The organism is Mesobacillus sp. (assembly GCF_057785455.1).
Genome location: NZ_JBYNSB010000002.1, coordinates 19,940 through 45,460, shown reverse-complemented (window position 1 = coordinate 45,460; position 25,521 = coordinate 19,940). Strand labels below are relative to the sequence as shown.

The 25,521-nt window shown below is 43.7% G+C and carries 29 protein-coding genes, 1 riboswitch and 3 other annotated features; of the genes, 11 read left to right on the top strand and 18 right to left on the bottom strand.

Annotated elements, in window-relative coordinates:
- Positions 1-67: 67 nt before the first annotated feature.
- The 3 genes from AC3EBE_RS01285 to AC3EBE_RS01275 form a co-directional block, all read right to left on the bottom strand.
- Positions 68-856, bottom strand: coding sequence for a hypothetical protein (locus tag AC3EBE_RS01285; protein WP_488593233.1), 789 nt, complete (start codon positions 854-856; stop codon positions 68-70).
- Positions 857-933: 77 nt separating this feature from the next.
- Positions 934-1,806 carry an alpha/beta fold hydrolase gene (locus AC3EBE_RS01280; protein WP_488593232.1) on the bottom strand — a complete coding sequence of 291 codons (873 nt, stop codon included), beginning with the start codon at positions 1,804-1,806 and terminating at the stop codon, positions 934-936.
- Between the two features lie 130 nt (positions 1,807-1,936).
- Positions 1,937-2,398 carry a hypothetical protein gene (locus AC3EBE_RS01275; RefSeq protein WP_488593231.1) on the bottom strand — a complete coding sequence of 154 codons (462 nt, stop codon included), beginning with the start codon at positions 2,396-2,398 and terminating at the stop codon, positions 1,937-1,939.
- Between the two features lie 157 nt (positions 2,399-2,555).
- On the opposite strand from AC3EBE_RS01275, the gene AC3EBE_RS01270 reads away from it, so the two are divergent.
- Complete coding sequence (locus tag AC3EBE_RS01270) at positions 2,556-2,879, top strand: hypothetical protein (protein ID WP_488593230.1); 324 nt, start codon at positions 2,556-2,558, stop codon at positions 2,877-2,879.
- A 5-nt stretch (positions 2,880-2,884) separates the two neighbouring features.
- On the opposite strand, the gene AC3EBE_RS01265 is transcribed toward AC3EBE_RS01270, so the two are convergent.
- From AC3EBE_RS01265 to AC3EBE_RS01245, 5 genes are read right to left on the bottom strand one after another with little or no spacing between them, the layout of a single operon-like run.
- A complete protein-coding gene (locus AC3EBE_RS01265) occupies positions 2,885-3,412 on the bottom strand; it encodes a helicase (RefSeq protein ID WP_488593229.1) in 528 nt (175 codons plus the stop codon).
- 56 nt (positions 3,413-3,468) lie between these two features.
- On the bottom strand, positions 3,469-3,840 hold the full coding sequence (locus AC3EBE_RS01260; RefSeq protein ID WP_488593228.1) for a hypothetical protein: 372 nt from the start codon (positions 3,838-3,840) through the stop codon (positions 3,469-3,471).
- Between the two features lie 5 nt (positions 3,841-3,845).
- On the bottom strand, positions 3,846-4,448 hold the full coding sequence (locus AC3EBE_RS01255) for a hypothetical protein (RefSeq protein WP_488593227.1): 603 nt from the start codon (positions 4,446-4,448) through the stop codon (positions 3,846-3,848).
- Between the two features lie 20 nt (positions 4,449-4,468).
- Entirely contained in the window at positions 4,469-4,813 is a 345-nt protein-coding gene (locus tag AC3EBE_RS01250) for a hypothetical protein (RefSeq protein ID WP_488593226.1), read from the bottom strand.
- A gap of 27 nt (positions 4,814-4,840) precedes the next feature.
- Positions 4,841-5,458: a nucleotidyltransferase family protein gene (locus AC3EBE_RS01245; RefSeq protein WP_488593225.1), complete on the bottom strand. Its 618-nt coding sequence runs from the start codon at positions 5,456-5,458 to the stop codon at positions 4,841-4,843.
- Between the two features lie 175 nt (positions 5,459-5,633).
- Between AC3EBE_RS01245 and AC3EBE_RS01240 the strand changes: the two genes are divergently transcribed.
- Positions 5,634-6,074 carry a cell wall hydrolase gene (locus AC3EBE_RS01240; protein ID WP_488593224.1) on the top strand — a complete coding sequence of 147 codons (441 nt, stop codon included), beginning with the start codon at positions 5,634-5,636 and terminating at the stop codon, positions 6,072-6,074.
- 531 nt (positions 6,075-6,605) lie between these two features.
- On the opposite strand, the gene AC3EBE_RS01235 is transcribed toward AC3EBE_RS01240, so the two are convergent.
- The 4 genes from AC3EBE_RS01235 to AC3EBE_RS01220 form a co-directional block, all read right to left on the bottom strand.
- Complete coding sequence (locus AC3EBE_RS01235) at positions 6,606-6,782, bottom strand: SE1832 family protein (RefSeq protein ID WP_488593223.1); 177 nt, start codon at positions 6,780-6,782, stop codon at positions 6,606-6,608.
- A gap of 76 nt (positions 6,783-6,858) precedes the next feature.
- Positions 6,859-8,169 (bottom strand): nucleobase:cation symporter-2 family protein, encoded by a 1,311-nt coding sequence (locus AC3EBE_RS01230; protein WP_488593256.1) that lies wholly within the window; start codon positions 8,167-8,169, stop codon positions 6,859-6,861.
- A complete protein-coding gene (locus AC3EBE_RS01225; protein WP_488593222.1) occupies positions 8,169-8,765 on the bottom strand; it encodes a xanthine phosphoribosyltransferase in 597 nt (198 codons plus the stop codon). The genes AC3EBE_RS01230 and AC3EBE_RS01225 overlap by 1 nt, the downstream gene beginning before the upstream one ends.
- A gap of 140 nt (positions 8,766-8,905) precedes the next feature.
- Positions 8,906-9,007, bottom strand: a riboswitch (purine riboswitch).
- Positions 9,008-9,097: 90 nt separating this feature from the next.
- Positions 9,098-9,439 (bottom strand): rhodanese-like domain-containing protein, encoded by a 342-nt coding sequence (locus tag AC3EBE_RS01220; RefSeq protein ID WP_488593221.1) that lies wholly within the window; start codon positions 9,437-9,439, stop codon positions 9,098-9,100.
- A gap of 521 nt (positions 9,440-9,960) precedes the next feature.
- Here AC3EBE_RS01220 and AC3EBE_RS01215 point away from each other — a divergent pair.
- The 4 genes from AC3EBE_RS01215 to AC3EBE_RS01200 all read left to right on the top strand — a co-directional run bounded on the left by AC3EBE_RS01215 (position 9,961) and on the right by AC3EBE_RS01200 (position 13,041).
- Positions 9,961-11,724: a SulP family inorganic anion transporter gene (locus AC3EBE_RS01215; protein ID WP_488593220.1), complete on the top strand. Its 1,764-nt coding sequence runs from the start codon at positions 9,961-9,963 to the stop codon at positions 11,722-11,724.
- A gap of 94 nt (positions 11,725-11,818) precedes the next feature.
- Positions 11,819-12,151, top strand: coding sequence for an ArsR/SmtB family transcription factor (locus tag AC3EBE_RS01210; RefSeq protein WP_488593219.1), 333 nt, complete (start codon positions 11,819-11,821; stop codon positions 12,149-12,151).
- A gap of 112 nt (positions 12,152-12,263) precedes the next feature.
- Entirely contained in the window at positions 12,264-12,791 is a 528-nt protein-coding gene (locus tag AC3EBE_RS01205; RefSeq protein ID WP_488593217.1) for a GNAT family N-acetyltransferase, read from the top strand.
- Positions 12,792-12,825: 34 nt separating this feature from the next.
- Positions 12,826-13,041: a hypothetical protein gene (locus AC3EBE_RS01200; RefSeq protein ID WP_488593216.1), complete on the top strand. Its 216-nt coding sequence runs from the start codon at positions 12,826-12,828 to the stop codon at positions 13,039-13,041.
- A gap of 89 nt (positions 13,042-13,130) precedes the next feature.
- On the opposite strand, the gene lepB is transcribed toward AC3EBE_RS01200, so the two are convergent.
- Positions 13,131-13,682 carry a signal peptidase I gene (lepB, locus tag AC3EBE_RS01195; RefSeq protein WP_488593215.1) on the bottom strand — a complete coding sequence of 184 codons (552 nt, stop codon included), beginning with the start codon at positions 13,680-13,682 and terminating at the stop codon, positions 13,131-13,133.
- Between the two features lie 165 nt (positions 13,683-13,847).
- Positions 13,848-14,076: a binding site (T-box leader), on the top strand.
- Between the two features lie 39 nt (positions 14,077-14,115).
- Positions 14,116-14,346, top strand: a binding site (T-box leader).
- A 39-nt stretch (positions 14,347-14,385) separates the two neighbouring features.
- Positions 14,386-14,615, top strand: a binding site (T-box leader).
- Between the two features lie 54 nt (positions 14,616-14,669).
- Between lepB and thrS the strand changes: the two genes are divergently transcribed.
- Positions 14,670-15,881, top strand: a complete 1,212-nt coding sequence (gene thrS, locus AC3EBE_RS01190) for a threonine--tRNA ligase (protein ID WP_488593214.1) — start codon at positions 14,670-14,672, stop codon at positions 15,879-15,881.
- A 625-nt stretch (positions 15,882-16,506) separates the two neighbouring features.
- On the opposite strand, the gene AC3EBE_RS01185 is transcribed toward thrS, so the two are convergent.
- From AC3EBE_RS01185 to AC3EBE_RS01165, 5 genes are all read right to left on the bottom strand, one after another.
- Positions 16,507-17,280 carry a hypothetical protein gene (locus AC3EBE_RS01185; protein WP_488593213.1) on the bottom strand — a complete coding sequence of 258 codons (774 nt, stop codon included), beginning with the start codon at positions 17,278-17,280 and terminating at the stop codon, positions 16,507-16,509.
- The gene (locus AC3EBE_RS01180) at positions 17,270-17,776 is read right to left on the bottom strand and encodes an RNA polymerase sigma factor (RefSeq protein ID WP_488593212.1); all 507 of its coding nucleotides are present in this window, start codon (positions 17,774-17,776) and stop codon (positions 17,270-17,272) included. Before AC3EBE_RS01180 ends, AC3EBE_RS01185 begins: the two co-directional genes overlap by 11 nt.
- 369 nt (positions 17,777-18,145) lie before the next feature.
- Positions 18,146-19,114 carry a hypothetical protein gene (locus AC3EBE_RS01175; RefSeq protein ID WP_488593211.1) on the bottom strand — a complete coding sequence of 323 codons (969 nt, stop codon included), beginning with the start codon at positions 19,112-19,114 and terminating at the stop codon, positions 18,146-18,148.
- 135 nt (positions 19,115-19,249) lie between these two features.
- Positions 19,250-20,716, bottom strand: coding sequence for a protein adenylyltransferase SelO (locus AC3EBE_RS01170; RefSeq protein ID WP_488593210.1), 1,467 nt, complete (start codon positions 20,714-20,716; stop codon positions 19,250-19,252).
- A 197-nt stretch (positions 20,717-20,913) separates the two neighbouring features.
- Positions 20,914-21,750: a DMT family transporter gene (locus AC3EBE_RS01165; RefSeq protein WP_488593209.1), complete on the bottom strand. Its 837-nt coding sequence runs from the start codon at positions 21,748-21,750 to the stop codon at positions 20,914-20,916.
- Positions 21,751-21,931: 181 nt separating this feature from the next.
- Between AC3EBE_RS01165 and AC3EBE_RS01160 the strand changes: the two genes are divergently transcribed.
- The 4 genes from AC3EBE_RS01160 to AC3EBE_RS01145 all read left to right on the top strand — a co-directional run bounded on the left by AC3EBE_RS01160 (position 21,932) and on the right by AC3EBE_RS01145 (position 25,453).
- Positions 21,932-23,656 (top strand): methyl-accepting chemotaxis protein, encoded by a 1,725-nt coding sequence (locus AC3EBE_RS01160; RefSeq protein ID WP_488593208.1) that lies wholly within the window; start codon positions 21,932-21,934, stop codon positions 23,654-23,656.
- A 92-nt stretch (positions 23,657-23,748) separates the two neighbouring features.
- On the top strand, positions 23,749-24,276 hold the full coding sequence (locus AC3EBE_RS01155; protein WP_488593207.1) for a hypothetical protein: 528 nt from the start codon (positions 23,749-23,751) through the stop codon (positions 24,274-24,276).
- 93 nt (positions 24,277-24,369) lie between these two features.
- The gene (locus tag AC3EBE_RS01150) at positions 24,370-25,134 is read left to right on the top strand and encodes a class I SAM-dependent methyltransferase (protein WP_488593206.1); all 765 of its coding nucleotides are present in this window, start codon (positions 24,370-24,372) and stop codon (positions 25,132-25,134) included.
- Positions 25,135-25,246: 112 nt separating this feature from the next.
- Positions 25,247-25,453, top strand: a complete 207-nt coding sequence (locus tag AC3EBE_RS01145) for a hypothetical protein (RefSeq protein ID WP_488593205.1) — start codon at positions 25,247-25,249, stop codon at positions 25,451-25,453.
- Positions 25,454-25,521: the final 68 nt, after the last annotated feature.

Genomic DNA, 25,521 nt, shown 5'->3' with positions numbered 1-25,521 from the left:
CTCCAAAAAAATTTGGGATTCCTCACTTAAATGTACGAAAAACTTACAATTAAATACCTCCTTTATTTTAACAATGCGGAAGCTTGACACCGAAACGAACAACTTTACCATCCTTCAATTCAAACCACAAAGATTCTTTCAACCCATACTGAATCAAGCCATTTCCAGAAAGCCCTTCAGCAGCTTTCATGTCTTCATACCCTGTATAGTCAATCAAATCCCCATAAAATTGGATTACATCTTCTGGTGAGGACCCTAGCGCGATTCCTTTATCACTAGCTATGTTTTCGGTAAGAATCGTGATATCACTTACATGATATTGATTGTCGGTAACATCATATGTGAACAACACTTCTGCGTCCCTGTACACAGCGGTCATTTCGTCGTTTCCAGTACACTCGTTGAAGTTTTTCTTACTGCTAAGCTGCTGGCCAAGTACATCCTCAACCTGCTCGAGGGTCATCCAGATACTAATATATTGGGAACGATCCTTAATCAAGAATTTTTCCTGATGAATTCTTTCACTCATGCTCTGCCCTAATGTAAGTACGTTCTCATCTGGCTGGAAGTCAAAAGGAACTCCCATGGAGCTGGCGATATAATTCGCCGGAACGTATACTTCGCCGTCTCTGATTATTGTATCGGCTGCTTTCCTTGGCACTCCATCAATCCAATATGTTATGTCCTTCAACACTTTTACATCGTTGTGCAGCTCCTCTTTATTCGTTTCCACTTTTCCACCCGGCTTTGGCTGTGCTGTCGCTTCCTTAGGTCCCAAATCCTTTGCATAATAACCTATATAACCTGATAAAAGAAAACCGAGAATAAATATACTGCTTAATAATTCTTTTTTCATTGCGGAGGTCATCCTTATCTTTTAATTGCTCAGATCTAAAAAAAGGCCGGAGCATTTCCCAGTCGCTTCCTTGCTACTCAGCTGACCGACTTTTTGAGGATTTCATCCCAATGAGATAAATAGAGTAAGTGCCCAGCATCGTCAATAAAGGAATAAGTGGAATCAGCATACTTTTCACGGAGGTAATTTGACGTCTCCGCAGTCCAAACAGTATCTTTCCCACCCTGCCATATATGAACCTTCATGGTTGAAATGGGATTCCTGGCTTCATTTAATTTTTGGCACAATGCAATCGCATCGTAAAATACACCAATCCCTTTGTTATGGTAGCTTTCAACTGCACCTTTTGTAATAACAGCCTGTATGATTGGGTCATTCGCAACTTTTTTGTCCTCATCAACCATTTGTTTGATTGACTCCTGTATTGCAGAATCCAGATCTTTGGTTATTTTCTTGCTCAGGCTATTAAAGAAAAACTTTGTCATGAAAGGCATATACCTGTTCATATTTCTGATCATTTTCCAATTCATGGGCAGAAGCCTCTTGGTGTGGTCGCTATTAAGGGGGATAGCACTACTGATCAAGTTGAGCGAGATAACTTTTTCCGGATATTTGTCTGTGAACACCTGGCTATATAGTCCACCAGCTGACCAGCCAACAATCGCCGCCTTTTCAATCCCCTTCGCAATGAGGAAGTCATTAAGATAATCCGCAAACTCTTCCAGAGAATACTTTGACTCAAAATCTGAATCGCCATAACCTGGACGATTTACAGCGAAGAAACGGATATTATATTTGTCCAGCACTTCTGTATCAGGATGAATGGAGCTAACAGATGAACCGAATCCATGAAGGAAAACAACAGTGTTTTCATTTTGGTCGCCGTAACCGATATACGATAATTTACGGTTATTGGGCAGAAGAATAAAGGAGTTATAGTAATTTTTCATTTTTTCGACCTCACATTCTCTCTTCCCCAAAATATTCCACAACAGAGCCCGAATTCCTTTTTTTGCTATTCTGCTTGTTTTTTTTCCACAAAAAAGTGCGTTACTTTTTTAGAAGCAACGCACCCTTGAATCAAGGACGAACCTTATGGTAAGAGTTGATTAATTTAAATTCCTTTTCAGTTTTCCCACTATCGGGACAAAGCGAAAGCAGGCGTGCATGGACTGCATAAATATAGGTATCGGCCGTTTGAATTTCCTTCTTTTCATTAATTTTCACATGATCCAAAGGCAAATAAACTCTTATGACATGGGTATAGGCTGGATTTCCGAATCCCGCCTTTACTTCCTTTATCCAGATCCGAATGTTTTCTGGTTTGGGACCTTCCCAACCGATTGAGTTCGCATTGTATTTCTTAAGATAAAAATCTGAGACATCCTGGCTGATCCAGGTTTCCAACGATTCGTATATGTACATTTTCACTGCCTGATCTTTTACTTCAGTTTCTGCCCCTGTCTCGATAATGTCCTCAGCAGACACATTCCCGCCTGTTAAGAAGCTGATCATAATCAGTATGAACATTGTTTTTTTCATTAAATTCACCCCGCATTGTTAATACGGTTAGCGTTCGCTAATGCATCGGTTTTTATCACATTGCATGCTTTCTGTTCCAATTAGCATCCAATTGGTATAAACACAAATGGACAGGCATAAGGTGAAAATGTACCTTCAAATAAAGGAGTAAATAATCGTGAAACAATTAATTGGATTTTTAGGACTCATGTTCCTCTGTATTTATTTGGTTTATATCAATATCTCAAGTCCACCCACAGCCACCAGCATTGACTCTTTAGAAACAGGTGCCAGTATCCAAGTTGATCCTGAAACAACTGAGGAGTTAACCGAAGTGATCCTCCCTGAATTAGAGTATATACACGAGGAATCGGAAGATGAGGAAGTGGATGGATATATCGTTGAAACGTACAGGGAGTATGAAATTTACAAGGACCAGGAAGGCAATATTATCAAGCAAGTACCCACTTCAAACTATGATTATATTCGCTATCGGAAATAATTTTACTAAAGGCCTTTTTTCACAAAAACAAAACGATCAGCTGGATTCCAGACATGCAGATGATCAGCACGGTATCCCCGCAGCCACAGCACGCCGTCCATTTTTCTAAGATAAAAACCTTTCGGGAAATCATCGTCTTCCGACAGGATTTCCGACGCTATCGTAATGGAGCCAGATGGAGCTTGATGCTGTCGAGAGTCCTCTTCACAAACCTCAGCCTGGTCAAGATACATCAATCTTAAATGGGGTCCCAGCTCAAACGGACATAAATCCAAACCAAGTTCGCCCGCTCTTTTAAAAATCCGGGCAGTATCGGCCCCATCAGGAAAGCCAAGGCCCATCACAGTCAGTTCAACGGTCTCCAGGCTGTACTTGGCAGCAGAAGTCGTAAATTGATCAGCCGCAAACAGCCTTTCTCCATACGCATTCAGCATTACTGAGGCTTGCTGAAGCTTCTGGAGCAGCTGCGATTTCGTCAGTCCGCCGACTTCTACCGTTCTCGAAATGATTGGACAATCAGGATAAATCAACATTTGTGGTCACTCCCAAAAAAGCGATAATGTAGTGCGGCTTCAGCGGTTCGTCTTTTTCAATCCGTCGTAATCTCAAAATCCTTAACTCTATCTCCCTCATCAAACCAAATAACCAGCCACTCGCTGTCAACGCTCGGAAATCCACGCTCGGCACCCAAATAGTAGACGAGGTTATTTTCCTTTTGGAAATAGGCATCTTTCTCTTGCTCTCCCAGAAGGTCTGTAATTTCTGCTTTGGTCATCCCTTTTAAATCCGCTTCCGAAAGCAGATAGCCTGCCATTTCGCCTCGCTCTTCAGGTTCAGCAAACCACCTGTCCTGGTCAAAGTGGTCAGGCTTTAGTAAAGAATAGGCTAAATACATCCCACAGCCTATTAACAATCCCAGTGATAACAACGTTGCCAAAACCACACTTAACGCTTTTACCATTTCATCTATTCTCCATTTAAATCAATTATCTGGCCATAATAATAGAGCGTTACTTTCATCAGCGTTTCTTCAATCGAAGCTTCCCTGTTTTGTTCCAGCTTTCTTTTGAATTCCTCCACAGGAATCATGATACTATTACTCCCGACCATCACAAACCCGAAATTAGGAGCATAGACGAACTCTACGACTTTAATGGAGTCCTTCAGCTTCCTCTGATTCAAAAAATACAGCATATTGACCGCTTCCCTGACCATCACTTCTTTAGGCATCAGATTGAGGTCATTAACTGTATTCTCATCTGAAAAAGAAATTTGTATCATCTCTTGTTCCCCTGAGCCGGCGTATGGCTCTACGATCTTTTGTTCTTCCTCAAACAATAAACTTTCCATATAGTCTTGATCTATCGTAAAAGATTCAACCGTTTCAATGTCATACCTTCCCTCATAGACCACATTGAGGTCATCTTTTATTTGCTGCAGGCTTTCGTATTTTGAATCAGCCGGAGAGACGGAGTGAAACCATAATCTTATATTTTCATAGTGAGCCAATATGTAAAATAAGATAATGGATACGATCAACAATTTGTAATAGCGTTTAATAAAAGTCATATTCCCACCTAACTTTGGAGCTAGTCACTCTTCTCCAAATTTTCTATTTGCAGGAGGCTGGTTTCCTTACCGCTGATTTCAGCAGTCATGCTGTAATCCACCCATTCCACTAAAATAAAATATTTTTGGTCTTTGTTAATCAGATTCCAAACCCTCTCATCATCAATGACAATGGAAAAGTCCTGATGAGGTTCATATAGATTTTGAGCTGTGACAGTGTATACATTTTTATCTTTTGTCTTATTTTTTACAACAATATTCATTGTTGAGGAATGACTGATTTCCTCTTCTTTTTTAAAAAGCGAGCATGTAGTTATGGATATAATAACAGCAATTATGATAATGGCAGGCAGAACTTTCCTCACCTTGCTCCCCCTTCCGCACACCGAATTCTAAAGCCTATCAAGAAACTCAAGCAGCTGTTCAATAGCTTCCGGTCCAGCATCTTTTTTATAAACTTCCTTAAAGAGATGATACGCGGCTCCATCATGTTGGCTGAGCCATGCGAATGCTTTTTTGGGTCCCGGGTACCATTCGCCTTTGAACTCAAAATAAATCTCCAGGCTGTCTTTAAGCATCCAGTGAAGCCTGTAATTGCCCTCAAGGTCGTTCTTTTGCGAACGGCGGTACATTTTCCTAAGCCAGCTTTTCAAGAAATCCTTTTGCGAGCTGGACAGTTTTTCGGGGCCTTTATCAACGATATTTTGAATCTCCAGCAAAAGCTTTTGGGCCAAGCCCTTTTCATCCAGCAAGATCGTCCCTTTGTTGATGCGCAAAAATTGTTCCGGTTCAGCCATCTTGCTCGTATTATAAATCCACAAATCCAGCTGCTTTCCTTCGACATACTCCACGTGATTTGTTTCTTCTGCGTCATCTGTAAAACCAACAATGTCGATATCACTTTCCTCCGTATAATCGCCCGAACTATAAGATCCATATAATATGAATGTATGACAATTATATTTTTCCAGATGTGCCTGGATTTTTTTCAAAAGCAATTCTTTGTCCATCGATGTTCTCCTTCATTAAAAAAATAGACAACTCACACATTTAGTATGTTCAACATAAACTGTGTTTCTCCTGCCCTTCGGTTTCGTACCATGATCTCTAATGTTTTCACGCTATTCTGAAGCCGATAACATTTTGACAGGCTGTTCTTAATACAATTCATAAGAGGTGATAAAAATGCCAAGAGCAAAATATACCGATAGTGACGTTGCTTTGTTAGCAAGGATGATGAGGGCAGAAGCAGAAGGTGAAGGACGGATAGGCATGCTTTCGGTTGGCAATGTAGTTGTAAATCGCCTAAACGCGAATTGCCTGGATTTTAAAAACTTAAGGACGATCCCTCATGTGATTTATCAAATTCAAGGCGGGAATTATTCTTTTGAAGCCGTACAGAAGGGGAATGTTTTTTATAACCGAGCAAGAAGTGTAGAGAAAAGATTGGCCAAACAAACACTGGACTATTGGCGGGAACATCCTTCGAAGTATGCGCTTTGGTACTTCAATCCGTATGCCCCATGTCCGCCTACATGGTTTGGCCAGCCATTTGCAGGACAATTCAAACAGCATTGCTTTTATGAACCAGTGGCTAATACTTGTGAAGGTGTTTATACAGGGTAACGCACTCTCACTCAATGAAGGCCACTGAAACCAACTAATCAGCATTTCCCAGGTTGACTACAAGGCAACGAGATTTCTCTCGCTGCCTTTGTTTTTTGGAAAAATCGTTGCCACCCAGGAATCCATATGCAAAGATGTTCCGGTTACCGTGTTAAGTGTGGTGCTCATGAGGCCAAACTAAGCGGAGAAATTCCGCCTATCGTTTATAAAAAATCTCAAGAGGCTGAAATAAGCGGAAGAATTCCGGTTAACGCCACTAAAAGTGCCTGAAGCAAAAGGTTTTATCCATATAAGCGGAGAAACTCCCCTTATTTCGCTTGAAATAACGATGTTTTCCAAAATAAACGGAATTTGTCCGTCTATTTTTCAAATCTGGTAAATACCAAAGCCTATAATTAAAAAGAAAGGCTAGAAGCAAACTTGAAACAGCGAGTCCTTTCCTAAATTTGGTAAACCGCATGGGCAGCATCTAGAATTCTTACAAATAAAGAAAAAACCAATCCCCATAAAAGGAATTGGCTTATCATCACCCTACATTTCCCGCAGCATCTGGTTCAGCTGGCTCAGTTCCCCTTCGATCTCCGCCAGGCGTTTCTCGAGCGGATGAAGGTTCCCTTTTACCAGCTCCACTTTTTCAAGATTATGCTGGAGCTGTAAGTATTCATCTTTCAATTCTACAATCTTATATTCTAATTCTTTTTTATTCATAGCCTCTGCACACTCCCATAAGCCTCTTTCTTTAGGATAGAGCTATAGGGGCGGGTGTTCAACTATTTTTGCACAATCAGGATGCTTTTTGCTCTGCGAACGAAGCTTGCGGCACCACTTTTTTACCTTTAAAAACATTGAATACTAGATTTAACGCAATCGCCGTTAAGCTGCCGGCCACGATTCCGTTATCTGTCAGGATACGGATGCTTGATGGCATCTGCGCGAACAGTTCCGGAACAGCTGTTACGCCCAGCCCCATCCCAACTGAACATGCAATGATCAATAGATTTTCCTGTGAAGCGAACTCTACCTTGCTCAGCATTTTGATTCCATAGGCAACGACCATGCCGAACATGGCAACCATTGCTCCGCCAAGCACCGGCGTTGGGATGATCGTCGTCAACGCGCCAATCTTCGGTACCAGGCCAAGCAGCACAAGGAACGCGCCTGCTGTGTAGATGACATTCTTTGTCTTGACCCCGGACAGCTGAAGGAGTCCGACGTTTTGAGAATAGGTTGTATAAGGAAATGCGTTAAAAACGGCCCCAAGGATAATCGCTAGTCCTTCTGCACGGTAACCATTTGAAAGGTCTTTTTCTTCAAGCTTTTCTTCACAAATATCTCCGAGCGCAAAATAGACGCCAGTTGATTCTACTAAACTAACCATCGCTACGAGGATCATCGTCAGAATCGCTGTTACCTCAAAGGTCGGCATTCCAAAATAGAACGGTGAAGGCATATGGAACCATGAAGCCTCCGCTACTGCTGCGAAATTTACTTTTCCCATAAAATAAGAAACGATTGTTCCGGCAGCGAGTCCCAATAGAATCGCAATCGCGCGGATGAATCCTTTAAAAAAGCGGAACAGCACGATAATGAACAGCAATGTGCCGAATGCCAGGCCAATGTTTGAAAGCGAACCAAAGTCAGGGCTTCCCTGTCCCCCTGCCATATTGTTCATCGCAACAGGAATTAAGGTAATTCCGATAATCGTTACGACAGATCCAGTCACAACCGGCGGGAAAAACTTAACCAGCTTTCCAAAGAACTTTGAAATCACTACGACGAAAATACCCGAGACAAGGATCGAACCATAGATGGCGGAAATCCCGTATTGCCCGCCGATCGCAATCATCGGTCCAACAGCAGTGAAGGTACAGCCCAATACGACAGGGAGGCCGATTCCAAAGAATTTATTGCGCCATACTTGTAAAAGCGTCGCAATCCCGCACATAAAAATATCGATTGAAACTAAATACGTTAGCTGTTCTCCCGTCAATCCCAGCGCCCCGCCAACAATCAGCGGAACAATAACCGCTCCCGCGTACATAGCAAGCACATGCTGGATTCCCAGCGAAGCAATTTTGAATGGATTCTGTTTCATCATACTTCCACCTTTCCCTCTGCTGAATGTTCAAAGCTGATTGTTCCGTTTTCAAGCGAATTTATAATGGCCAATGATTCAACGCGATAGCCTTGATTACGGAGCAGGCTGCCGCCTTCCTGGAACCCTTTTTCAATGACAATCCCGATACCCGCAATAGCGGCGTTCGCCTTATGGGCTATTTCTGCAAGGCCCAGCGCAGCCTGGCCGTTGGCAAGGAAATCATCAATGATCATTACTGTATCGTTTTCGGATAGGTATTTTTCCGACACAGAAATCTCATTCGTTTCTCCCTTGGTAAAAGAGTGGACAGACGCTGTGATCAAGTCATTTACGAGAGTCAGAGATTTTCTTTTTCGTGCAAAAACAACTGGCACGTTTAACTGGAGGCCCGCCATCACTGCAGGAGCGATTCCGGAAGACTCAATCGTTAAAATCTTCGTGATCCCGCACCCGGCGAAGCGCCCGGCAAACTCCTTGCCGATTTCAAGCATGAGCTGCGGATCGATCTGGTGATTCAGGAACGAATCGACCTTCAGCACCGATGATGACAGGACGCTACCTTCGTTCTTTATTTTTTCAATAAGCAGTTCCATCGTAATTCCTCCTCTGTAGATGAAGGCTTCGGGAACACAAAAAGCCCAAAAGCCATGCATTCACATCATAAACTGAGTGAAGCAATGGCCCTTGGGCTGTATAAAACAAGCTGCAGGCAATCAGAGACTGGAAAAAACCGGTCCCTGCATTGCTCACTCATAGTCGGATCATTTACGGTAATCCGGTAGAAACTTGCAGGCCATATCCCTGCGATTATATGAGTGAATCTATTAAGTTATAGTCATTATAACACCAAATTTAGAATCTTCAAGCTAAAAATACAGATTAAAAACGAACGAATACTATGAATTAAACTAAAATTATTCGCCTTTTACTTATTTTTCGTTTCCAGATAATCTTTCCACGCAGTCACTCCGCCATCAAGCACAACGACATTATAGTCCTTTTCCGCCAGGATGCCTGCGCACTTCGCTGCTGAATTTCCGGTCGTGCAGGTCACGATGATTTCCCTATCTTTTGGCAGCTCCCCAAGCGCTTCTTCATTGCCTTCAAAAATATAATTCTTTGGAATGTTAAAATTCTCAATCGCTGCCTCTTCAATATGATAATCCCTGTATTTTTCCTCAGCTCTAACATCTAAAAGCATTACCTGATCCTGTTTCTGCACTTTTTCAAATAATTCTTCAGCGGAAATCCTCTTTAACTCCATCATCCGGCCCCTTTTCTTGTCAAATACCTATACAAATCATATATCCGGGATTACTATCGGGCAAGAAAAATAGATTCCCGCCTTTATCCTGAAGCAGCCTCCTCTGCGACTTTTATAGTTTCTCTCCTTTTTGTAAGACTGTTTTCGCAAAGCTTGTTACCTTCACCGATGTTCACCGATGTTGAATTAGGATCCTGTTGCTCTTCGTTCCAGGCGCGCAGACTCCTTCGGGATGCAGCGGGACAGCTGAGACCCCGCAGGAGCGCAGCGACGAGGAGGCTCACCGCACGCCCCGAGGAAAGCGAAGCGCCTGGAACGGAAATCAACAGCCTTTTTTAATAAACCTTTTAGAAAATGGGAGATTTTTTTCAAAAAGTATTTAGAATAGCCACAAAGTACAAAGTATTAGATTAGATCCTTTTGCAAAATATCCCTTTGACATCATCAGCAAGCGGGTGTAAATTCAATTCATGTATATTCAAATAATCAGAGATACAAATATTTAAAAATAAGAAGGGATACAAATGCAAAGCAAAAAGTTTAGCAGCGGAAGGTATAAAAATTATTCTTTTCAGTCCTTTCAAAAGGATCTTATTTCCGGGATTGTGGTTGGTGTGATTGCGATTCCATTGGGGATGGCGTTTGCGATTGCCTCAGGAGTGAAACCTGAACACGGAATCTACACGACGATTATTGCCGGGATCCTGATTTCTTTGCTTGGAGGCTCAAAGTATCAGATTGGCGGTCCAACAGGTGCATTTATTCCCATCTTGTTCGGAATTGTCATGACCTATGGCTTTGAAAATTTGCTGATCGCCGGTTTCATGGCGGGAATCATTTTGGTATTGATGGGCCTATTGAAGATGGGTTCGCTCATAAAATTCATTCCAAGGCCCGTGACGATCGGGTTCACCTCGGGAATCGCGGTGATTATTTTCACCGGTCAAATCGCCAATTTCCTCGGTCTGACCGGAGTCAAAAAGCATGAATACTTTCTTGATAACATGAAGGAAATATTCAGCCATCTCGATACAATCAATCTTTATAGTGTTCTTACAGCTGGGATTTGTCTGGCCACGGTACTGATGACACCAAAACTTTTCCCGAAGGTTCCCGGCCCTTTGATCGGCCTGATTGCTTCAACACTGGTTGCAAGCTGGCTTTTCCCGCAGCATGTGGCGACGATTGGATCGACCTTTGGGGACATTCCAAGCGAGCTGCCAAAATTTTCGATACCACATATTTCAATGGACCGGATTGAAATGCTTTTGGGACCGGCATTTGTGATTGCCATGCTTGGCGCGATTGAGTCGCTGCTATCAGCGGTCGTGGCCGATGGGATGACAAATAGCAGGCACAACAGCAACAGAGAATTAGTCGGCCAGGGAATTGCCAATATGATCACCCCTCTTTTTGGCGGCATCCCCGCAACAGGGGCAATCGCCAGGACGGCTACCAATATTAAAAACGGCGCAGCCTCTCCTCTTTCCGGTGTGATTCACGGGATTGTGGTCCTTTTAGTGTTAATGCTTTTTGCGCCATACGCTTCAAAAATCCCGCTGGCCAGCATGGCGCCGATATTAATGATCGTTGCCTGGAATATGAGTGAACGGCATGTTTTTTTCCATATGCTAAAAACAAGAACCGAGGATACACTGGTCCTCTTGATCACCTTTTTGTTGACTGTGTTTTTCAACCTGACACTGGCTGTCGAGGCAGGACTCGTTTTAGCGGTGATGATTTTCATTAAACGGATGAGTGATATAATGGTAACGGCGAAGGCATTGCCGAATCCAAACAGCCGGCAGGAAAAAGTCCAGCCCGAAGTTGTTTCGGATTCCCACGATTGCCCGCAAATCAGCATCTATAATGTGGAAGGCCCATTATTTTTCGGTGCGGCCCAGACCTTTGAACAGACCATCATGGAAACGATCCATTACAAACCCAGAATCCTTCTGTTAAGGATGGGAAGGGTTCCGTTCATGGATACAACAGGTGAAGCCCATTTATCAAGTATCGTCCGCCACTTTTCCAAGCAGGGAATTGTGCTGATATCCGGCATGAAACCACAGCCTAAGAAGGTTTTAGAAAAAACAGGCCTATATCAAAAAATTGGCCACAACCACTTCTTTGACCACACAGGAGATGCCATCAATTATGGCTTAAAGCAGCTAGACCAAAATAAATGCCTCGGCTGCAAACACTTCGCCTTCAAAGAATGCACCTCCCTGTCGATGGAACAAGGGGACGGTTCTCATGTTCCAAATAGTGAAGCATGGGGAAGTTGATACTGTGGAACATAGGGACGGTTCTTGTGTTCCAAAAATAGTGAAGCATGGGGAAAGTTAATAACGTTCTAGTAATGTAGAGGAGGAAATCCGATTGAATCTGGAGATGCAGCAATTCAAAGCAGAATTTTTCAAAGCCCTGGCTCATCCTCTCAGAATAAAAATTCTCGAGCTATTGGCCGAAGGAGATAAAAGCGTCAACGAAATCCAGAGCCTTGCTGGCAGTGAAGGGTCTGCGGTTTCCCAGCAGCTGACGATTCTGCGCGGAAAAAACATCGTCACCGGGACAAAAGAAGGTAACCGGGTGATTTATACTCTTCGTGACCCGATGATCGTCGACCTGCTGGCGGTTGCCAGACAGATTTTCAACAACCATTTGGTCGAAACGATCAATATGCTGGATAAGTTTAATGACGACAAAGAATGATATTGATAAGTGAAAAAGCACCCCTTCCCTGAAGGCGTGCTTTTTGCACTTGTGCACGTATTCGAAAGTCCACTATAATTCTATCAAACAAGCTTTGGAGAGGACGCTGAAAATGAGTATCCAATACGAATTGATTCCCGCGGAAAAAATCAGCTGCATCAAGGACCTTGTGAATGAGCTGATGGCATATCAGAAATCGCTTGCCCACTTTCGCCCCGAGCTGTTCGACAGCATGAACTTTGAGACCAGGCTCGTTCCTTCAGTAAAAAATGCGAAGGAAAATTTTATCCTTGTCGCTAAGGATGCTGATGAAATTGTCGCCTATGTGTACAGCAATATATCACCGAAGGAAGTCTATTCAAATGAATTCGCTACCTTTTTTGATATGGATTCAGTTGAAAAAGATGACGTTGGCTGCCTGTCGCAATTTTACATAAAAGAAGGCTATCGCAGCATGGGCATCGGCTCCGAGCTGTTTAACCGTTCGATGGAATGGCTGAACACTTTCGAAGATATTGATGATCTCTTCATCTACGTCTCAAATGGCAATGATGCGGCACTGCAATTTTACCAGGGCAAGGGCTTTAAGGTGAGCCATCAGATTTTGGATGGGTTTATAACGGTTATGAGGAATAGGTAATACACAAATAGAGGAGATTTTTGGAGGCATTTCGATGATTAAAAAATTCAGGCTATTGCCGCTTTCCATCACTTTATTGCTTATCTGTTTCATAACATGGCATCTAGGCAATTACTTTGCTGCGCCAGATGAGATGGACAGAGGAACTTCTTTTGCCATTATGGGTTTCCTGGGAACCGTCTTTTTCCTGATCACAACGATCATATTCGCCCTGTTAACTCTAATCTCGAGGAAAGCCAAAACACGTTAAAGAGAGCGGAAACGCTGAAAACCCTGGGTCATAAAAAAGGGCAGTGGATCCCACTGCCCTTTTTCGTTCACGCCCGTCCAATCTGGACTTTATTCCCAGCTGTTGATCATTTTCATCTCCGCCAAAGGATAAAACACAAACTCAGCTTTCCCGACTACCTTTTCTATCGGAACTGCACCAATATGGCGGCTGTCCATGCTTTTTCTCCGATTATCGCCTAAGACAAACAGATGACCTTCAGGAACGACTTCACTTTGTAATGGAGTATCCTTTAATGTGAATGAGTTGGTAAGCGGTCCATCGATGACCTGTTTCTTATATTCATCCAGATATGGCTCTGGATAGGCCTTGCCATTTATGTACAAGGTGTCATCCTTATATTCCACCGTATCGCCTGGCAATCCGATCACACGCTTGACGTAATCCTTTTCCTCTGTTGCATGAAAAACAACCACATCAAACCGTTTAGGCTCGCCAATTTTGGTAACAATCAGCCGCTCCTCGTTCTGCAAAGTAGGGTTCATCGATGCACCCTTCACCTCTATTGGTGTAAAGAAAAAGGTACGGACAATCACGGTCAGCAGAATCGCAATAAAAATCGCCTTCGCCCACTCCCACATTTCACTTTTAAGCATGGTCATTATTTTCTCCCCCTCATTGATTTATAGAAAAGACCTTTATTCCATTGTAACACTCAGGCATAAATTCCCAAAAACTATATACACTTCTCCTCTAAAAATTTCAAAACGCTCTTGACCCTTGCCAAATTATGTATTAGAATCATAAAAAACAAATTGCAATTCTATATAAAAGCGACGATAAGGACATGAATCATTCAGCAATTTTCTTTTTCAGAGATCAGGGCCACCGGCTGAAAGCCCTGAAGAAAAGCGGATGATTTACCACCTTGGAGCTATTGAGGGGAAATCATAGTATCCTTAATCGGTTAAAACCGTTATTTTACTTGAGCATAAAACACGCCTTACGCATGTTTTATGGAATTAGGGTGGCACCACGACCGCACTCGTCCCTATTACAGGGAAGGGTGCGTTTTTTATTTGGATAAAATTATATAGGCAAGCGTTGATAAGGACATGAATCATCCAGCAATTTTCTTTCCAGAGATCAGGGCCACCGGCTGAAAGCCCTGAAGAAAAGCGGACGATTTACCACCTTGGAGCTATTGAGGGGAAATCATAGTATCCTTAATCGGTTAAAACCGTTATTTTACTTGAGCATAAAGCATGCGCATTTCGCCGTGTTTTATGGAATTAGGGTGGCACCACGACCGCACTCGTCCCTATCACAGGGATGGGTGCGTTTTTTATTTGGATAAAATTATATAGGCAAGCGTTGATAAGGACATGAATCATCCTGCAATTTTCTTTTTCAGAGATCAGGGCCACCGGCTGAAAGCCCTGAAGAAAAGCGGACGATTTACCACCTTGGAGCTATTAAGGGGAATCATAGTATCCTTAATCGGTTAAAACCGTTATTTTACTTGAGCATAAAGCATGCGTCTTCCGCGTGTTTTATGGAATTAGGGTGGCACCACGACCACATTCGTCCCTATGTCAGGGATGGGTGTGGTCTTTTTTTATATCAATAAATATCAGGAGGAAAAAAAGATGGCTAATCAATTAGAAGCTGAAAAAATCAATCATAGAAAATTAGGTCAGGAGCTTGAGCTCTTCATATCAATGGAGGAAGCGCCAGGGATGCCTTTTTTCCTGCCCAATGGCATGGTGGTCCGGAATGAACTTGAAAATTTCTGGAGAAAAAAGCACCAAAGGGCAGGCTATCAGGAAATCAAAACTCCGATCATGATGAAACAGGAACTTTGGGAGCAGTCAGGCCATTGGGATCATTATCATGAAAATATGTATTTCTCGAATGTAGATAACCAAAATTATGCGATAAAGCCAATGAGCTGCCCGGGTGCGATTTTAATTTTCAACAGCAAGCGGAGAAGCTACCGCGAATTGCCGATCCGTTTTGCGGAACTTGGATTGGTGCACAGGCACGAGCTATCCGGTTCACTGAATGGACTGCTGAGGGTCCGCTCCTTCACTCAGGATGATGCCCATCTATTTGTGCGGCCCGACCAGATTGAGTCAGAGATTGAAAAAATCCTTGTGCTGATTCATGAATTCTATTCCCACTTCGGTTTTGACTATAAGATTGAATTATCTACACGGCCAGATGAATTCATGGGGTCAAAGGAAATCTGGGATCAGGCGGAAGGAGCACTGGAATCTGTCCTGAAAAAGACAGGCGCGGACTTCCAGATCAATCCTGGTGACGGTGCATTTTACGGTCCGAAAATCGACTTTCATATTCTCGATTCACTCGGAAGAAGCTGGCAGTGCGGGACTGTTCAATTGGATTTCCAAATGCCGCAGAAGTTCAACTGCGCTTATGTAGGCGAAGATAATAAGCTTCATCAGCCGATCATGATTCACAGAGCGATCTATGGATCAGTCGAACGCTTCATGGCAATTTTGATTGAACATTTCGCCGGCGGCTTCCCTCTATGGCTGTCGCCTGTCCAGGCAAAAATCATCCCGATTTCAGATGCCCATGCACTGTATGCTGAACACGTGAAATCTCAATTAGAAGCAGCCGGGATCCGCGTGGAAGTCGATTACAGGATTGAAAAAATGGGACTCAAAATCCGCGAGGCTGAAAAACATAAAATCCCTTATATGCTCGTAATCGGTGATAAAGAAGTCGAGAACCAATCCATCGCCGTCCGGAAACGGAAAGATGGAAACCTTGGTGTGCTGGGCATTGAGGAAGTTATTGAACTTTTTCAAAAAGAACTGAATGGCAGCATATAAAGCTGAAAAAGCCCAAAAGGATCCGAGTCCTTTTGGGCTTCAAGATTTAATAAAATGATCCGATTGCTAAAAAAATGCAGACAGCAGCTAAAATAAAGAAAACGCCAGATACTTTGCGGTTCCTCCTCATGTTAAAACCGAAGGCACAAAAGAATATTGCCGCAGATAGTTTAGAGGCACCTTGAAAATAAGCCTGATCCGAAAGGGCTGAACTGCTAAATATAATCGAGATGAACAGAGTGGCAAGAATGAGGATTTTAAACCACAAAGGCTCTCTTAAGAAAAGCTGGACCATCCATTTTATCCGCTGCATAACCATTCCATCCCCTTCAGGATCTGTTTCTTTAATCATATGGCTGTTTTTTAAAAGAATCCCTGTTCTCAGCTTTTTTATTGAGTAGGGTTTGTAATAAAGCTGTTGATTTTCGTTCCAGGCGCTTCGCTTTCCTCGGGGCGTGCGGTGAGCCTCCTCGTCGCTTTGCTCCTGCGGGGTCTCACCTGCCCGCTTCATCCCGAAGGAGTCTGCGCGCCTTCCACTACAATCAACAGGAGGTGGCAAACAACATTGGGATATAATAGAGCCTATTAAAAGTTAATCCATATTAGAATCGGCATCGTATGCGTATTATTCTCGGTTTACATCTTTCGGCTGCAGCGGCTTGCCTTCTAAAATTTTCTCAACTTCTTCATATCCGTCTGGAAAGGCAAAGTTATATCTTGCTGGAAGCGCGAAAACATATTGATCATTTTGTCCGAGCATTGTCGGGCCAACAGGTGCGGCACCAATATGAAATTCGTCTTTTTCAAGAGAGGACCATTGATCAAGGGTAAAGATCATGATCGGGATATCCTGTTTTGGTTTTTCCTCACTCCATTCAGGATGCCTGATTGACAGGATTGGACCGTTTTCAACCTGTTGTTGCTCAGGAGTGACTCCTTCCCACGAATCCGTTACGATCTGGTAATCTTCCCAACTTGTTGGCAGTGCAAAGGTGAAGCCGTATTCTGCATTTTCATAAACAATCGTTTCTGGTAAGTTATCATCTTTTTCGTTTTGATCCAAAGGCTTTTTATCATCATCCACTTTGTTATCATCTTTTACAGGAGGATGCTCGGTCTGTTGTCCTTGTTGGTTTGAACCTGGAGCTAAGGGACGGTCATCCTTCATTGAAATAGCAAGTACGGCAAAAAGCACAATTGCAGCAAAGCTCATAACACCTACAGAAATCTTCTTCATCAGAGCAGTTCTTCCCTTCTTTTTTTCATAAGATCTCGCAAATTGCAGGATGTTCTTATGAATGAGATCCTGGGTCTCTTTAGGAAACTTCTGTCCATAATCTGGTTTTGGCAATGAACGAATTTCTCTCTCCAAATCACTGAATTTCTCATTATTTTTCATTGAGAAAATCCTCCCTTACATTCTGCAGTGATTTTAACGCCCGATGATAGGTGGTTCGGACTTTGTTTTCATTCCAATTTAAAACCGATGCTGTTTCAGCTACGGAAAGTTCTTTAATTCCTCTAAGGATGACCACATCACGATAATTTGTTTTTAAAGATTGGATCGCTTGATATAGGAGCCTGTTATTTTCATTCAGCTGAAGGATATCCTCAGGGGTTTCCGTATCCTTTTGTTCAGCCTGGAACAAAGTCGCTGTCTTCACACTTAGCCGCTTCCTTTTTCTTATCTCATCTATCCCTACATTTCGCGCAATCGATAAAAGCCAGGTTTTCGGGCTCGATTTTTCTTGAAAGGTATCAATGCCTTTAATGGCACGGATAAAAACCTCCTGCACCAGATCTTCTACATCGCCTGACCCGATGTAATAAACTAAGAAATGATATATATCCTTGTTGTACAAATAAAACCATTCAGAAATGATGCTGCTAGTCATCAGCAGGTCAACTCCATTTCCCCTCCGATTTTTCACTCATGAATTAGTCGAATCAAGTGCTGTATTTATTACACTTTTTATAAGGGTTTTAAAAAATAAGCTCTGTTAAGCTAGGCTGTTGATTTTCGTTCCAGGCGCTTCGCTTTCCTCGGGGCGTGCGATGAGCCTCCTCGTCGCTTTGCTCCTGCGGGGTCTCACCTGCCCGCTTCATCCCGAAGGAGTCTGCGCGCCTTCCTCTACAATCAACAGGGTTTAAAGATCAACATTCGGCATTAACAGAGCCAAAAAATATAATAAGGAGCTTGAGATGATTCCAAGCTCCGATTCTAAAGTTTCATTTGGCATACGATTTTGCCACCTAGCAAACCGCTACCTTTTCATAGCATTTTTCTGCCTGAGGCGTGCGATCCAGCTCCAAACCAGAGTAATTGGCACCGAGACAATCACGCTGAACCAGAAGACGATCGGCATTGTTTCCGACAATGGCAGCTCCTGCCTGCCTATCGCCATTCCGATAAGCGTGTAGATGAACATTCCTCCAAGCACTGTCAGGGCACTGATGGCGTATCGGCTTAAAACGTGATTCTCCACCTTAGGCTTAGTATTGTTGGTGTTCTGTCTGTCCCTTTTTTCAGGCTCGATGATGAAGCCAGGAAATCTAAACTTGCAGTACATCAGCAGAAAAAATTCCGGGTAACCCACTCCGATACCGAATTGGACGATGGCCATCAATACAGTTCCATACAGATACGGGCCGTAGCCGATGAGATGCGCAGCAATCGGGCCGCCAAGGATGAACACAGCGAGAACTGCGGCGATGACTTTTGAAAGGGGCTTATTTTGAAAGTCGTACAGGAGCTTCCCGCCAGACCGGAGCTCCCCATTTTTCGCCCGGCGTATTCCCCTCAATGTCATTAAAATGAAAAAGATGAATCCTGCTCCAATGATGGAAAGTACATAATAAATGGTCTCAATCGGTACCTGGCCATCAATGTACATCAATAGCAGCGTGGCATAAAAGTCGACCGATACCTTGATGGCAACGAAGTTCAGCCAGACCGCCTGCAGCCGCTGAAAGTGATACATCACATAAGGGATCAGGAATATTAAGGCCATGAACAGCTGGATCAGGAAAAGCGTGACCAAAACATCCTTCAGCAAAATCCAGTTCTCTCCCATGGCAGTGCCCATTTCGTTATACACTAATTTATATTGAAGGGCCGGTATGCCGCTCATCACCAGCGTCACCAAAAACCAGACTGATATTGCACCAGGATGCAAACGGTCATTTGCGATCCAGTATAACTCTTTAAAATCCTCTTCCTTTAAGTGTTTCAACATCATCATCCTTTTTGAAAAAGCGTCCTGTTACCAGTATATAAAAGAATGCGATTTTTATAGAAATAAAAAGGTTGTTTTTTCCAAATTAAAAACACGCTGCCTCTTAAATGAGACAGCGTGCTTGAATTCTGATTATGTTCCGCAAAAAGTTCGATACGGAAGTTTTGTCGGAGCCGGCGGTGCGCAGAACTCCGTTTGTTCTTCCGAATGAGCAAACGGATCGGCAAGAACCTGCAGCAGTTTTTCCATCACGCTGAGGTCGCCGTTCTGGACAGCGGCATCCAGCGCTTCTTCTACCCGGTGGTTGCGCGGGATGATCGCCGGATTGCTGGAGCGCATCAGCTGCTGTGAGGCTTCCTTCGATTCCTCCTGCCTTCCGAGCCTTGCTTCCCAGCGTTCGTTCCATTGCGAAAACCCTTCTGAAGCAAACAAGTCCTGCCCTTCCAGCTTGCCAGCGGTTAACGAGCGGAAGGTGTTCGTATAGTCCGCCTTATGCTTATGCATCAGGTTCAGAAGTTCGGAAATGAGCTTCTTGTCTTCTTTTTCCTCATTAAAAATACCAAGTTTCGCACGCATGCCTGAGAGCCAGTATCCCTCAAACAGTTCAGGGAACTCAGAAAGGACATTCTCGGCAAGTTCGATTGCCTTCTCTTCCTCTTCATGGATCAGCGGCAATAGCGTTTCCGCGAACCTGGTCAGGTTCCAGCCGGCGATATATGGCTGATTGCCGAAAGCATAGCGGCCTTCAGTGTCAATCGAGCTGAAGACCGTCGCCGGGTCGAATGTATCCATGAATGCGCACGGACCATAGTCGATCGATTCGCCGCTGATCGTCATGTTATCCGTGTTCATGACACCATGGATAAAGCCGACAAGCTGCCACTTGGTGATCAAGGAGACCTGGCGCTTCACGACTTCTCTCAGGAATTGCAGATAGCGGTTATCTTCATTTTTCAGCTCCGGGTAATGGCGCTCGATCGCATAGTCAGCCAGTGCTTTGAGGTCCTCAATCTTTCCCCAGTTCGCCGCGTATTGGAAGGTCCCGACGCGCAGATGGCTGGCTGCCACACGGGTCAGGATCGCCCCCGGCAGCATCGTTTCCCGGATGATTTGCTCGCCAGTCGTGACTACGGCAAGACTGCGAGTCGTCGGGATGCCCAGCCCATGCATCGCCTCGCTGATGATGTATTCACGCAGCATCGGCCCGAGTCCTGCACGGCCATCTCCGCCTCGTGAATACTTCGTCCTGCCCGGCCCCTTCAGCTGGATATCGTATCTTTCATTAGCTGAAGTGATCTGCTCGCCAAGCAAAATCGCCCGCCCGTCACCGAGCATATTGAAATGGCCGAATTGATGTCCGGCATATGCCTGGGCAAGCGGCTCGGCGCCATCAGGAATTTGGTTCCCTGCAAATGCTGCTGCGCCCTCTGTGGTGTTCAGCGCTTCTGGATTAAGTCCCAGCTCATTTGCCAAAGTGCTATTAAAAATGACCAGTTTCGGTTCGCGGACCGGAGTAGGATTTTGCTTTGTAAAAAATATACCCGGCAATCGCGCATAACTGTTGTCAAAATTCCAGCCAGCATTGCTTTGCTCTGTCATAGGATAACCTCCTTTATAATTCAACGTTCTATGTCACTAGGTACCATATTCATAATCATTAATGTAATCTTCTTCCTAATAAGTATACCCGTTCAAAAGCAGATGACGCCCATAAAAATCTTGAGCTCCACCCCCATTTTAGCACTTTAAAGCGCCGGGGGTCAGACCCCCGACGCTTTAAAGTGCTAAATTCTTGCTTATATCTTTGTAATAATAATCCCGAGCACGGCCGAAATGATGCCAATGAATTGATATAGCCGCAGTTTCTCCTTGAAAATCCAGCAGCCCGCGAGGACTACCACGAGGCAGTTCAGGCTGACAATCGGGAAAATAATACTGGCTGTCCCCACCTGCAGGGCATAAAAGTAACAGCTGTACCCGATTACGCTTACCAGACCAACAAGTGAGCCGATATTTGCTTCGGACCGCTGCCAGTTCTCTTTTTCCCGGATAGAAGTGATCCCCAGATATATGCTTCCTCCCCCATACATGCAAATTAATGTATTAAGCGAGCTGATATGTAAGTAAGAAGTTGTTTTCATTAATATTCCTAGCGTACCAAAGGACAATATAGCCAAAATCACACGGAATAACCATGGACCGTACTCCTCTGTACGCGTGGACCCTGGAGTATATTGAATCATAATGGCCGACCCAAGGATAAATACAATTCCAAGCCACTGCAGCAGACTGATATGTTCATTGAAAATCACAGCTGCCCCAAGGATTGGAAAGATGGCATTCGCCCCAACCAGCGGCGACGTTAAACTTGCTGGCCCCTTTTCAAACGCCCTCGACATTTGTATATTGCCATTGGCATTCAATACCCCGATCAATCCCCCAAGGACGATTGCGAGCATACTGAATTGGATTGAATCCGTTGAAATTCCATAAGTCAATGTAAGCAGAAAAGCAATCAAGTAAAAAAAGAATTGAATATGTACCTTCGACAATCCGCGCCCCGTACTCCACTTGAAAATCGTATTATTCATTCCAAAGCTTAAGGTCGTTACCAATGCTGCTGCCACCCACATGCTTAATCCTTCTCTCTATCATTCTATTACCATATTTTAAAACTCTGCCAGCATGACAGCAATCATTTTTTTCGTAATGCTAAATAATTTGATAGTTTTACGAAACCTTAACATCTACTTTACACACGATTAGTATAATTTTCCTATAGGAAGATAGTTTTAGATATTGGAGGTCTTGGTTTTGAAGGATAAGATATCGAGCAGTATCCAGTCACAGATCACTCAGGAAAGTTCATCAGGAAGTTTCAGTCTCGGCTCCCGATTGTTTATTCTATTTTTCCCTTTATTGATTGCTTCAGTTGTATCGGCAGGGGCCAGTTCCTACATAAAAGCGAAAAACATGGCAATCGATACTATCGAAAGCCGTCTGGGACGCGAAGCAGAAATCATGGGCTATATAGCGGAGAATTTGAAGTTTGTCTATGTGAGTGATGAGGATTATTTCAGGCAGCAGCTTGAGGCGAATGTCCGCTCACAGCAAAAGAAACTCAAGAATGACGGGATTTCCTCTGATTTTTACTATATTGCGGATGGCAAAGCAACTCCTTTTAAGGTGAGCCAGAAATCCAGCAACACTTTTTCCGAGGAAACGATCGATACCATTCAAAAAGCTAAAACTGGGGTCATTCACGCAAAAGTGAACGGCTCGGACCATACAATTGCTTTTCAGGAAATGAAAGAAATCAATGGAATCTATGTCCTGCTGATTCCAACTAATACATACATGCAGCCGGTGCACTCGATGCTTTATTTTACGATCGCAGTCATTGTCATCAGCATGGCCGCGGCAACGGTCCTCCTCACCTTATTTGTAAGGAAAATCACGAAACCGCTGAATCAGCTCAGAGGCACGATGCGGACTGCCCGGGAAGGAAGTCTGCAAATATCCCCTGCGATTGAAACAACCATTCCGGAAATCGTTTCGCTGCAAAAAAGCTACAATAGCATGATTGAGCAAATGATGCGAATGGTTCGGGAGCTGACTTCAACGACAAATGAGCTTGGAAGTACCGGTGATGAGCTGAAGGATTCCTCGCAAAATACCCTGGCCAGCAGCCAGCAGCTTGTTTCCGCTATTAATCTAGTGAAACTAGGTGCAGAACAGACCGCCGCCAGCTCAGAGTCAAGTGTAAAAAGCTTTAAGGATATGACCGAAATGATTGAAGCGATTTTATCCAATATGAATAGTGTGTCCAGCAGTTCAGCCGCGATGAATGATTCAGCTGTCACTGGTGACCGGAACATCGGGCAGCTCATCACTACCACACACACGTTCGAAGCCGATTTCAAGCAGCTAAACAATACTATCCATCAGGTAAAAGCATACGCCAAATCCATTACCAATCTGGTTGGCATGGTACAAGCAGTCGCAGACCAGACAAGGCTCCTGTCACTGAATGCCTCAATCGAAGCAGCGCGGGCAGGTGACGCAGGAAAAGGCTTCGCGGTGGTGGCAAATGAAGTCCGGAACCTTGCAGAGCAGTCAGCAAAAACGACGGAAGAAATTTCACAGGCAATCACCAATATGGAAAAAATAACAGCCGGCGCCACCGAAGAATTCGATTTGATGCATACGAAAATCAAAAAGAATTTAACGATGGCAAGCAGTGCCCGCCACTCGTTCGACGAGCTGATGAAGGAGATCTCCGGCGTCAGCCAAAAGCTCCACTCGATGCAGGATGAGCTTGAAAACCTAGAGGAAACATTGCCACACCTGGCGCAAGAAGCTGACAGCTTTTTAGCCGTGTCGCAGGAAACATTGGCCAGCGCAGAAGAAATGCTTTCAGCAAGCGAAATCCAGATTCAGCAGATGGAGAATACCGACCAGATTGGATTAAAACTCAACACACTTGCTAAGTCCCTTTCTGAAATAACCCAGCACTTTAGCGTAAACCAAAAGGCCTGATTCCACACAGGCCTTTTGTCTTTATTTTACAAAATATGAAACCTCCTTCCATTCCTACCCGTATAAAAGTAAAAAGGAAACGGAGGCAGAGAATGAAAAAAATCATATTTACCGCCCTCATATTTGGATTGTTTTTAACCGGCTGTCAGGAAAAAGCCAGCGGGACGCTTGATACGACCCATCTTGTCTTAACCGAATCGGAATTAGAAAGTGTCCCTCTGGTTTACGAAGCACCTTCGCTGGAGGAAGGCCTGGATGCACTCCCGTTTAAAGTTAACCTCCCTGAAAACCTGCCCTTTGACGCCATGCCGCTAAAAATGATGTCAATTGAAGACTTCAAGCACGACGGCAAGGAATTGCGCGTTGACTTTATGTCCGTGTCAAAAAAGGAAGAAGATAAAATCGCCCTCACAATCTCCGTCCACAATTTCAAAGTTGAGTACAGCGAACCAGCTGGTGACGAGGTAAAATTAGCAGACGGCATAATCGGCAGCCATATTGGAAACTCCCTCATCTTCGAAAAAGACGACATCTACTATTCCATAGCCTATAACAATGAAAACATTTCCGATGAGGAACACCAAAAGCAGATGATCGAAATCGCCAATCAAATGCTGTAGGAGGACGCTTGTGATAAGCGTTCTTTTTTTTCAGAAAAGGAAATCTCCGGGCTTAACGAACAGTTATGAAGCGAGAGGAGGAATGGATGAATAATGAGCACCAGTGAAGCAAGTGTACAGAACAAAAAAGCCTGGGAACATCGGGCTTATGAATTTTGGGTAAAAAGCTTTGGTCAACCTAATGACTTGGCCTGCCGGATCCTTAAAGACCCCGAAGCCCAGTTAAAAAAGCACTCTAATTTTTTCAAAAATATTACCGGCAAAAAAATTGCAAACCTTTGTGGATCAAATGGAAGAAAGGCTGTGCCTCTTGCCTTATTGGGGGCTGAAGTAACGGTCTTTGATATTTCAGAGGAAAACAGGCAATACGCCCTTGAACTGGCCAAATGCGCCAGAACCAACATCGACTATGTGGTCACAGATATTTACGACATTAATCAAGAACAATATGGCGGACAGTTTGACATCCTTTACCTTGAAGGCGGCATCCTACACTACTTTCATGACCTAGATCGCTTTATAAGCCTTCTTTATTCATTACTAAAAACAGACGGCTTGTTAATTTTAAGTGATTTCCACCCGATAAAAAGATGCATCGTCGAAGGGGCAAATGGCCAATACTTGCTTCATCCAGCCTATTTTGATGAAGAGATTCGTAGTGGAGATATAGCTTTTAAGCAAGCTTTTTCCAGGCAAGAACAAGCCAATTTCCCTGATGTATCTGTCCGTTATTACACCCTCAGTGAAATAATCAATTCTGTCATTGCACCAGGCTTTAAGCTGAAAAAATTTGAAGAGCACCGCGGGTGGGATAACGAGAATATCCCCTGGGAATTCACCATTTCAGCTGTAAAATAAAGCCTCTTAATGAAAGATTAATAAAACTCCTTATAATTTTTAATATTCTCTCGTTAATATTAAAGTTAGGCAAGTTTACCAGTTTTCAGCCTTTGAAAAGGAGGAATAACGGATGACTTACAGCAAAAGCAGCCTTACACCAGAAGAGAATATGAAATTAGTAAATTTAAAGCTCCAGCTATTAAACACCGATTGCGACCAAGCACGATCCTCATTGCTCCAGGAAATCGAACAGCTCCTCAATAAAGCCAAGCAGCGCTATAAATTCCTCACGACACTGGAAGACGAAAAAAATGTTGAAAAGCAGGATCCGCGATAGCGAGGGTCCTGCTTTATTTTTGCCAGTCGACAATACTTCCGAACGATTAATCTTGGATACTCTTTTTG

Coding starts and splice junctions, on each gene's coding strand:
- AC3EBE_RS01285 (WP_488593233.1), bottom strand. CDS start 856: ATGAAAAAAGAATTATTAAGCAGTATATTTATTCTCGGTTTTCTTTTA.
- AC3EBE_RS01280 (WP_488593232.1), bottom strand. CDS start 1,806: ATGAAAAATTACTATAACTCCTTTATTCTTCTGCCCAATAACCGTAAA.
- AC3EBE_RS01275 (WP_488593231.1), bottom strand. CDS start 2,398: ATGAAAAAAACAATGTTCATACTGATTATGATCAGCTTCTTAACAGGC.
- AC3EBE_RS01265 (WP_488593229.1), bottom strand. CDS start 3,412: ATGTTGATTTATCCTGATTGTCCAATCATTTCGAGAACGGTAGAAGTC.
- AC3EBE_RS01260 (WP_488593228.1), bottom strand. CDS start 3,840: ATGGTAAAAGCGTTAAGTGTGGTTTTGGCAACGTTGTTATCACTGGGA.
- AC3EBE_RS01255 (WP_488593227.1), bottom strand. CDS start 4,448: ATGACTTTTATTAAACGCTATTACAAATTGTTGATCGTATCCATTATC.
- AC3EBE_RS01245 (WP_488593225.1), bottom strand. CDS start 5,458: ATGGACAAAGAATTGCTTTTGAAAAAAATCCAGGCACATCTGGAAAAA.
- AC3EBE_RS01240 (WP_488593224.1), top strand. CDS start 5,634: ATGCCAAGAGCAAAATATACCGATAGTGACGTTGCTTTGTTAGCAAGG.
- AC3EBE_RS01235 (WP_488593223.1), bottom strand. CDS start 6,782: ATGAATAAAAAAGAATTAGAATATAAGATTGTAGAATTGAAAGATGAA.
- AC3EBE_RS01230 (WP_488593256.1), bottom strand. CDS start 8,169: ATGAAACAGAATCCATTCAAAATTGCTTCGCTGGGAATCCAGCATGTG.
- AC3EBE_RS01225 (WP_488593222.1), bottom strand. CDS start 8,765: ATGGAACTGCTTATTGAAAAAATAAAGAACGAAGGTAGCGTCCTGTCA.
- AC3EBE_RS01220 (WP_488593221.1), bottom strand. CDS start 9,439: ATGATGGAGTTAAAGAGGATTTCCGCTGAAGAATTATTTGAAAAAGTG.
- AC3EBE_RS01215 (WP_488593220.1), top strand. CDS start 9,961: ATGCAAAGCAAAAAGTTTAGCAGCGGAAGGTATAAAAATTATTCTTTT.
- AC3EBE_RS01205 (WP_488593217.1), top strand. CDS start 12,264: ATGAGTATCCAATACGAATTGATTCCCGCGGAAAAAATCAGCTGCATC.
- AC3EBE_RS01200 (WP_488593216.1), top strand. CDS start 12,826: ATGATTAAAAAATTCAGGCTATTGCCGCTTTCCATCACTTTATTGCTT.
- lepB (WP_488593215.1), bottom strand. CDS start 13,682: ATGACCATGCTTAAAAGTGAAATGTGGGAGTGGGCGAAGGCGATTTTT.
- thrS (WP_488593214.1), top strand. CDS start 14,670: ATGGCTAATCAATTAGAAGCTGAAAAAATCAATCATAGAAAATTAGGT.
- AC3EBE_RS01185 (WP_488593213.1), bottom strand. CDS start 17,280: ATGAAAAATAATGAGAAATTCAGTGATTTGGAGAGAGAAATTCGTTCA.
- AC3EBE_RS01180 (WP_488593212.1), bottom strand. CDS start 17,776: ATGACTAGCAGCATCATTTCTGAATGGTTTTATTTGTACAACAAGGAT.
- AC3EBE_RS01170 (WP_488593210.1), bottom strand. CDS start 20,716: ATGACAGAGCAAAGCAATGCTGGCTGGAATTTTGACAACAGTTATGCG.
- AC3EBE_RS01165 (WP_488593209.1), bottom strand. CDS start 21,750: ATGTGGGTGGCAGCAGCATTGGTAACGACCTTAAGCTTTGGAATGAAT.
- AC3EBE_RS01155 (WP_488593207.1), top strand. CDS start 23,749: ATGAAAAAAATCATATTTACCGCCCTCATATTTGGATTGTTTTTAACC.
- AC3EBE_RS01150 (WP_488593206.1), top strand. CDS start 24,370: ATGAGCACCAGTGAAGCAAGTGTACAGAACAAAAAAGCCTGGGAACAT.
- AC3EBE_RS01145 (WP_488593205.1), top strand. CDS start 25,247: ATGACTTACAGCAAAAGCAGCCTTACACCAGAAGAGAATATGAAATTA.